Here is a 4,098-nt window from a genome sequence, read left to right as displayed (position 1 = left end):
TGATGGGGGAATCAGGCAGCCTGCCAGGGTGGCAGCTTTGCCGTGGAATCAGTGGCAGCTTTCGCGTGGAATGGGTGGCAGGCTTCGTCTGGAATCAGTGGCAACCTTGGTCTGGAATACGCACCAAGACCAGTTTAAAAATGAATGCCGATAAAAAATCAAACCAACAATAAAAAGGTTGTAACCTAAGGTCGTATAGATACCCTCATTAACCTGCTCTCGATACCTTGATACACCAAAACTCGTAAAATACGCTATTGGACTATCAGGGCTAAAAATCCATATATTGTACGCAAGATTAAAAAAAGCAACCATAAAACAGAGCGCTGAAAAAATTCGCATAGCCACCGCCTGACTTTCTTTTACAGGAGGCACTAGGGAATCATTATTGGCCAATTCAACAGGGTCTTTTCTAAGAAAAAGGTATCCGATGTAAAAACACAGGATCCAGGTGACAACGTATAAGATTATCAGGGGTGCTCGCCGCGCCAAATCTGAAAAATCGTGAACTGCATGCTCTGCTGTTGAGAACCCTGTATAAGCGAGATAAGTACCAGAAATTCCAAATAAAAAAAACATTGCATTGACTGCAAAAACGGGCTCATACCATTTTATATTTTTAGCAAACAACGGAATGCAAAGTACAATCAATAAGAGAAACGAAGCCAACGCGGTATCATACAATACTCCAAAAACGCCGCTCATAAAAAACATAATGAACAGCATAGCTAGACCAAGAGCAAACAACGATAAAGGATAAACTCTATTCATGCCGAGTTTCAAACCAACGATTGGCCAGATTTATTGCCAGCACCTTCTCAGACAAATTGGCCCTTACCCACTCATAACCTTGCTTGTTTACCCGCAGCTGGCCGGCCTGGTACAACTCCAACAACTCCATTAAACGCTCTTCAGTAACCGCAACAAAGCTCGTGTATACATCTGGATCAGGCAGCAACTCAGCACATTCATGTGGATACGTGTATAAGACATATCGACCACACAGAAGGGCTTCTCGCACTGTCCCTCCCAACGCATCATGACGTACCGCTCGCAATAGCACAACACACCGGCGGTACTCCTCTAAAGCATCCGTCCACCCCAAAAATTCCAGGTTATCTGGTTTTTTTTTACACCAGTCACCATCCCCCCCCATAACGCGAAACCTCACGTGTGGCATTCGCGTGGCCAACTCTACAATCTCATCACCACAATAATTTTGATAATTGTGGTCAGGCACGTAGGAAAGTACTGTGAATTGGTCTGGCCAAGAGCCAAGGCTTAATTCTGAAGCGCTCTCGAAGCCTTCAGTTGGCGTGGGAACCGGAAAATTCTCCGCAGTACACCCAATGCTCTCAAGCTCATTCACTAACCAAGGTGCAGCAACACAGTGCTCGCTTTTGCGCAGGAGCAGGCGCGTTACGGGTAACGACCACAGGCGCGACACCAAGCTGCGGTCTGCGAGTGACTGAATCGTTCTAGGCACGTCTGACCCCGTCCAGTAAAACACTAATTTACCCCCCGCCAGGATATAAAACAGACAAACAAGATCAAGCACAATACCTCTTGGCCGAACCTGGCCCGGTCTAAAGCCAATACGCATGGTCACATCCGCACCGAGAACACCCAATAAACGCAGGGCGTCTCTTGGCTTAACCTCAGACACAGGTGTACAGACTACCCCCGTATACTTTTTTAAGGATTCGGCGATACGTGGCGTCCACATGTAAGTTCCGACGATTGCCACCCTCTTAACCATAAACAACCTTTTTTCCAGACACACCAAAAGCAATTACCGTTAGGAAGAGGGACGCAATCCAGGCATCACGGGCAAACAGCAACCCACTCAAAACCAGGAGAGATATCACCACCGTAGCGCTAAGCAGCATCGGAGACACCGCCCGCACAAAATCCGCATTTGCCAGCCTTAAGGCACAAGCGACCGTTGTTCCATAGACAACAGCTCCACCCAGTGCTAGGGAAATAGTCGCATTCAAAACATCTTGATAAACAAAGCCGACCACCAAAGCCACGCAACGATTCGCCACATCAAGAAAACTCAAGCCAAACGACCATCTGGTTTTCTTCATGGCAACGAACACCATCGCCAGAGGTGATGCAAGAGACCAAAAACCCACAAAAATGGCCAACCAAGGTATCAACTCAGCAGACGCTGACCATTGATCACCGAGAAGGATCGAAAACAGCCAACCTCCGTAGACAGCAAGGGTCCCGTATAAACATGTTGCCGCCAGGAGAAGCTTTCCGAGGCCGATTTCAACCGCACCACAAATGGGCAGACCGTTTTTCTCCAACCGGCTTAACTCAATCAAAAGAGTATCACTGGCAACTTTGGAGAGCAGTGAGTTAGGGATGACGACCATTCGATAAATGAGAAGGAAAATGCCTGCGGCGGCGGCGCCCACTGAAACCGCCATTCCCAAGGGCAGCAGCTGCAGAGCGATTGCCCCTGAAAGTGCTCCCGGAAGCAACCATTTTGCGGCGGGCCACTGTGCAAAGAACTCTCTCTTTATTACCGAAACGCCATGAAATTGCACTTTCCGAAAAACGAAAACAAGCGAGATAAGCCGACCGGATAGCTCCCCCCACATCAGCCCCAGCATCCCCCATCCGGCAGCACCAAACATTGCCTGGCCGCCAAGAACCCCACCAGCCTGCACCGCCCTGCCCGAGGACGCTCTCAATGGATGGCCAGCATTAACCAGCAGGTAATAAAACCCGTTAAATATGGCGACAGCCATTGTCGCAAATATGATAAATAGCGTTTCTTCAAGCGAGACAAACAGGTAGGCGACACAACCCAGCAAAACTGCCCCGGCAATCGAACAAACCAGGGATATCCAGAAGCTGGAGGCCGGGTCTTTACTGGTAGGAATCAGCTGCTCAAAACGGACCGTAACAACAACAACACCTATGCCAACCACTCCCAACAACACCGAGTACCGCCCAAACTCCTCAGGAGTATAAAGCCTCGAAATCAAAGGCCCCGACAGAACCCCGACAACCAGCGTAACGACCGGCCCAAACAACAGTTTCAAAAAGCGACCACGAATACTCAAGGGCGCCTCTTCAACTGAAGGCCCCCAAGCAGCACAACGGCAAGAGCCGCACCCATCAGGCCCCACACAGAAACCCTTGTAATCAACCCACGGTGTGGCGAAGACACCACAACGTCCAACACCTCTTCCTGAAAAGGACTGATCAAAGGAAGGTCATTTGCAGAGCGCCGAAAATCAACCGCCATACGGCTCACCTTGGCAAGTTCATCTTCAGAAAGATCAAATTCACCACCCTCTGATAGCGCTTGCAAGCTGTCCGATTTGCGGGTTAGCCAGGATTTGACTGCTGCGTGAGCATGTTCCTGGCTTGAGGTTTGCACTCGCACTACCCACTCAAGCAGTTCGCGTTCCACGTTCTCAGCACTACTCCCGACCGCCCGAAAAGTGATCGAACGCTGGTTAAGGCCATCCGTGAACCCTCGGTTCAGCCTAGCATAGCGTTGAATGCCTTGGCCCGGTTCGTTTGACTTTAAAGCTTCATCAATCGGAAACCGGAACAGGGTTTCGTCGAGAAGCCGAAACCATCCATTCAGCAAATCCCCGAGAATAGCATTGTATTCAGAATTCAAACTTGAGGTCTTGCCTGAAAGCGCCGCTCGCCTTAACTCTGCCTTGGCCAAGGCATCAGGGGCAGCTTCCCAGTACTCATCAAATAACACCCTTTCATTCAGGGTTACAGATGCAATATATTTCGGCTGCTCAAAGAGATACGATTGGAACAACCCAACACACACACCGATGAAAAGGCCCAAAATAATCCCGCCAAACCAACGCCGGTAGTTCATTTGATACTCCAAATCAGCCTAACATAGCTTCAACTATATATCTTTTTCTTACGCTTACGGGGCGAACCAGTCACACACGCACGCTACCGCCCCACCAACCCAAATCAGCGTAGTCAGGCAATAAGCAATCAGGCCACCCCAGGAGGGAGGCCGATCCATGCACACAAAATACTGTTAATAAACGGCGCGATTCTACGCTACTTTGAACTGAAATTCAGTTACCGGGCGTAAAG

4 protein-coding genes are annotated in these 4,098 nt (G+C 49.3%); all 4 read right to left on the bottom strand.

Going from position 1 to position 4,098, the window contains the following annotated elements:
• Nucleotides 1-48 precede the first annotated feature (48 nt).
• Nucleotides 49-771: a hypothetical protein gene (locus LWH94_RS18805; protein ID WP_232903264.1), complete on the bottom strand. Its 723-nt coding sequence runs from the start codon at nt 769-771 to the stop codon at nt 49-51.
• A complete protein-coding gene (locus LWH94_RS18800; protein WP_232903263.1) occupies nt 764-1,603 on the bottom strand; it encodes a hypothetical protein in 840 nt (279 codons plus the stop codon). The genes LWH94_RS18805 and LWH94_RS18800 overlap by 8 nt, the downstream gene beginning before the upstream one ends.
• A 148-nt stretch (nt 1,604-1,751) precedes the next feature.
• A complete protein-coding gene (locus LWH94_RS18795) occupies nt 1,752-3,080 on the bottom strand; it encodes a lipopolysaccharide biosynthesis protein (RefSeq protein WP_232903262.1) in 1,329 nt (442 codons plus the stop codon).
• Entirely contained in the window at nt 3,077-3,865 is a 789-nt protein-coding gene (locus LWH94_RS18790) for a hypothetical protein (RefSeq protein WP_232903261.1), read from the bottom strand. Before LWH94_RS18790 ends, LWH94_RS18795 begins: the two co-directional genes overlap by 4 nt.
• Nucleotides 3,866-4,098: the final 233 nt, after the last annotated feature.

Source organism: Marinobacter sp. G11, from assembly GCF_021282325.1.
In the GTDB taxonomy this organism is placed as follows: Bacteria; Pseudomonadota; Gammaproteobacteria; order Pseudomonadales; family Oleiphilaceae; genus Marinobacter; species Marinobacter vinifirmus.
The sequence above is the reverse complement of the archived record's forward strand: the minus strand, read 5'-3'. Positions and strand labels throughout refer to the sequence as shown.

Excerpts from the sequence above, each read along its gene's own strand:
- LWH94_RS18805 (WP_232903264.1), bottom strand. The coding sequence starts at position 771 with ATGAATAGAGTTTATCCTTTATCGTTGTTTGCTCTTGGTCTAGCTATG.
- LWH94_RS18800 (WP_232903263.1), bottom strand. The coding sequence starts at position 1,603 with ATGCGTATTGGCTTTAGACCGGGCCAGGTTCGGCCAAGAGGTATTGTG.
- LWH94_RS18790 (WP_232903261.1), bottom strand. The coding sequence starts at position 3,865 with ATGAACTACCGGCGTTGGTTTGGCGGGATTATTTTGGGCCTTTTCATC.